Source organism: Gemmatimonas sp., from assembly GCF_046594945.1.
Classification (GTDB): domain Bacteria; phylum Gemmatimonadota; class Gemmatimonadetes; order Gemmatimonadales; family Gemmatimonadaceae; genus Gemmatimonas.
The window spans coordinates 1-3,687 of sequence record NZ_JBKJRB010000090.1; the positions used below are offsets into that span (position 1 = coordinate 1).

Annotated in this window: 6 protein-coding genes; all 6 read left to right on the forward strand. The window is 61.1% G+C overall.

Translation table 11 applies throughout. From position 1 onward, the window contains the following. Window positions 1-376: 376 nt before the first annotated feature. The 6 genes from ACLL97_RS10725 to ACLL97_RS10750 all read left to right on the forward strand — a co-directional run bounded on the left by ACLL97_RS10725 (window position 377) and on the right by ACLL97_RS10750 (window position 3,400). Window positions 377-1,411, forward strand: coding sequence for a serine hydrolase domain-containing protein (locus tag ACLL97_RS10725; RefSeq protein ID WP_411280464.1), 1,035 nt, complete (start codon window positions 377-379; stop codon window positions 1,409-1,411). Window positions 1,412-1,765: 354 nt separating this feature from the next. Then, window positions 1,766-1,951, forward strand: coding sequence for a hypothetical protein (locus ACLL97_RS10730; protein WP_411280465.1), 186 nt, complete (start codon window positions 1,766-1,768; stop codon window positions 1,949-1,951). Then, window positions 1,948-2,259: a NadS family protein gene (nadS, locus tag ACLL97_RS10735; protein WP_411280466.1), complete on the forward strand. Its 312-nt coding sequence runs from the start codon at window positions 1,948-1,950 to the stop codon at window positions 2,257-2,259. Before ACLL97_RS10730 ends, nadS begins: the two co-directional genes overlap by 4 nt. 132 nt (window positions 2,260-2,391) lie before the next feature. Continuing rightward, complete coding sequence (locus ACLL97_RS10740; RefSeq protein WP_411280467.1) at window positions 2,392-2,592, forward strand: hypothetical protein; 201 nt, start codon at window positions 2,392-2,394, stop codon at window positions 2,590-2,592. Further along, on the forward strand, window positions 2,589-2,843 hold the full coding sequence (locus ACLL97_RS10745; protein WP_411280468.1) for a hypothetical protein: 255 nt from the start codon (window positions 2,589-2,591) through the stop codon (window positions 2,841-2,843). The genes ACLL97_RS10740 and ACLL97_RS10745 overlap by 4 nt, the downstream gene beginning before the upstream one ends. 299 nt (window positions 2,844-3,142) lie before the next feature. Continuing rightward, window positions 3,143-3,400, forward strand: a complete 258-nt coding sequence (locus tag ACLL97_RS10750; RefSeq protein WP_411280469.1) for a hypothetical protein — start codon at window positions 3,143-3,145, stop codon at window positions 3,398-3,400. The last annotated feature ends 287 nt before the right edge of the window (window positions 3,401-3,687 follow it).

The following is a 3,687-nucleotide window of genomic DNA, read 5'->3' on the forward strand; positions in this document are numbered from 1 at the left end:
GCCTCAAGTTCCGTTTCCACATTGGCCTGCTTCGGGACTTATCCTACAACCTCGTTATGCCGCCCACGTACCTTCCTGCACGTGGAGCTGCTGGAAGGGCCAGGCGCCTATTGGCACGTCATCAGCGGCAACGATGAGCTCGATGAACCGCCCAAGCGTCTCCTAATGCTTGACCCCTTTTGTGAGGAACACTTGACCCATGCTCCGATACCGTCAATGCGCGTTGAAGTCCTACATTATCTTCGCATGCGCGAACTTTGCCGCGTGCGTTCCAGCACATGCGCCACCAACGATATCGGCAACCGACACGCCACAAGCGGTCCTGCGCACCTCTCCAGCCGAGGGATGCGCTGACTCCGCGCTCGCGTTTCGGCGAGTGGTCACCGAGTTCCAGTCGCGACAGCAGAACGTCGCTATCTCCGTCGGTGTCCTCCAGCGCGGCAAGATAGTGTTCCGGGAAGCATCTGGCTTTACCAACAAAGAGGCTGCGATACCCGCCGACCCGTCGATTCCATTCAGCATTGCCAGCATCACCAAAGCATTCACTGGCGCTGCCTTACTGAAGCTGGTCGAGGAGGGACGCATCGATCTGGACGCCGAGATTCAGCGGTACGTGCCGGATTTTCCACATCATCCGACTGGAACGCCAGTCACGGTGCGCATGCTCGCGAGCCACCTGGGTGGACTCCGGCATTGGGGTCCCGAACGGAACGAAGCGCTGTACGCTAGGCACTTCGACGACGTACGCGACATTCTGCCGCTATTCCGGGACAGTGCGTGGGTGCCGGAGCTGCGTCCACTGACGCGCTACTCCTACTCGAGTTATGGCTACAACGTGCTGGCGATGGCCATTCAAAGTGTCTCGGGCGTGCCTTATCAGCAGTACGTCACGCGAAGGATACTCGGCCCCCTGAAGCTCAAGTCGGTGCAGTTTGACCGGCCGGGCCTCGGAGGCACGCAGCGGGCCGCGCGCTACTCTTGGTACGACTTGGTGGACTTTCATGAGCTAACGGACGCGCCTCAGCGTGTGCCCGATTGGGACTACTCCCACAATATGGCAGGCGGCGGACTGATCGCGAACGTGGACGATCTCCTCACCTTTGGCCGCGCGATGCGCGAGCCGGGACTCCTGACGCCGGTTTCCGTTGCCCTGATTTGGGCTCGGCCTTCGATTAACGGAGTCGAATCGCCAATGAGCTTTGGTTGGTTCCCACGAGCCAATCCAAATCGCTTGAGTATCAGCGGCTCGAACGCCGGTGTGCAGGCCGGACTGACTGTATGGAAGGACGCTGATCTCGTCATCGCGGTGTTGGCCAACACTTGGGGACGAGGTTCACGGAGCGGCGAACTGATGGACGACGGCCAAGAAGGTCTTATCGGCAGATTGGCCGCCGTGTGTCGCAGTCAGTGAAGGGAGAGGGTCCTGCCGCATCTGTCTCCCGGAAGGCTCCGCGATTCGCATCACGCGTCGCGCGCCGTCGGCATAACGTTACGTTGCACTTGTCAAAGGAGCTTGGGAGGCTCGCTGCGCTCGCATTTACGTATTCCTTTGCAAGTGAACTTGGGCGTTATGCGGCTAATGCAGGTTCGGAACAGCCGCTAGCGTCGACTACGCCAATGGCGTATGTTTCATCATGCGCTTCATCGAGTCGCCAATCTTCACGGCCAGTCTCCGTCGGCATCTTGATGATGAGCAGTACCGCGCGATGCAAGCGCCATCAGCCTGCGTCCAGAGCAAGGGGCGCTCATTCCCGGCGGAGCGGGCTTGCGCAAACTGCGCTGGGGCGCCGAGGGGCGAGGGAAGCGCGGCGGCGTTCGCACGATCTACTATTGGGCCGTGGATGACGGTTTGTCCTACATGGTATACATGTACGCGAAGAACGAGCAGGGCGATCTGTCGCCCACCCAGATCCGCGCGCTGGCGCGCGTCGTACGCGAGGAGTTCAAGTGAAAGCCGAAGCCTTTGAAGAGTTGCTCAGTAGTGTGCGCCAACTCGGTGCCATCCGCCGCGGCGAGCGGAAGCCCTCGCGTTCGCGCACCTTTAAGCCAGCCGATGTGAAAGCGGTGCGCGCCGATCTCGAGCAGTCTCAAGAGGAATTCGCCCTCATGATCGGCGTCAGCGTTTCCACGCTCAGAAACTGGGAACAGGGGCGCCGAGTACCAGAGGGGCCGGCCTTGGCGCTCCTTCAGGTGGCAGCTCACAATCCGGCGGCCGTGGTGGAGGCCTTACATCATCCACGTCGCCGCGGCGCCGCATAACGATGCTTGCTGCAGTCGGGCGGCACGGAAGCTCGCTGCGCTCGCATTTGATTTGATCGCCCGCAGCAGCAGCCGGCGTTATGCGAACGAATCTGCCATCGGTTATTGTTCAGGACACCCGGAGGAAACGCGATGACCAAAGTAGAGCAAATCGAGCAGGAGGTTCGCCAGCTTTCTGAGCGCGAGCTGGCGAGCTTTCGAGAGTGGTTCAGCGAGTTTGACGCTGCGAGCTGGGATCGGCAGTTCGAGGCAGACGTCGGCGCAGGACGCTTGGACGCCGCGGCTGATGCCGCTCGCGCTGATCACGCAGTCGGGCGCTCGCGCAAGCTGTGAGCCATCACGCCTCGCCCGCGTTCTGGGCGTGTTACGATGCGCTGCCGGCAGCGGTGCGGGCACTCGCCGATAAGCAGTTTGCGCTGCTGAAGGAAAATCCTCGGTACCCGTCACTGCATTTTAAGCGCATTGGTCGGCTTCACTCTGCGCGCGTGGGGTCGCACTATCGCGCGCTTGCCGTGGACGTGCCGGATGGAATTCTCTGGTTCTGGATCGGCACTCACGCGGACTACGATCGCCTCGTCGCATAACGATGCTTGCTGCAGACGGGCGATTCGGTAGCTCGCTGCGCTCGCGTTTGATGTGATCGCCCGCAGCAGAAGCCGGCGTTAGACACACCTAGGAGAGACGAATGCTGAGAATGCATGTGCTTCGATCTGTGCTTCTGTTGGGGCTGATGGCCTGCGGCCGAACCACGGAGCCCGCGATGAGTCGCGATGCCTCGACACTATCGATGACGTTGGTCGCGTCGACCGACACTGTCTCCCGATCTCGGGGGCCAGATTCCGTTGTCGTCCGACTTCGTATTCAGAATCCAACGCAGAACAGCGTGAGTTTGGTCGCCACTGCCGACTCGCTAACTCGGTGGGCATTCTTCGTGTTCTCCCGGGAAATGCAGTCCGATTGGTATGGCACGTACTTAGGAGCGGGTCAAGTCATCGTCCTTGGTCCCGGCGCCTCGCGCGATGTCGTGCTGAGCTTGTCGCTGGGTGAGCGACCGCTGTTCATTCCGGTGGGTCGCTATGAACTGAAGGCCGGAGCAGGCGATACGTTGTCGGCAGGTCGAGAACTAGTAGTCGTCCCGTGAACCGGCATTTGTCGTAGGGTGATTCGCGGCGTGGGCAGGAAGGCGGACAGCAACGCGAACGGGATGGCGGCCTCCACCGCGCTCAACGGACAGTGGCCGCCGGGCTGTTTCGAGATAATTAACATGCTCGCGATGGCGTCTAACGTTTCGCTGCCGCCGACAGCGACGGTGGGGTACGCCGTGTAACTGCGGCGCTGGCGCGCTTCCGTTCACGGCTGTTTGTTGAGAGTCGCTGCAGCAGAGCGCAGCGTTAGCATGAGCGCAACCGGCTTGATCGTGGAGGCCAG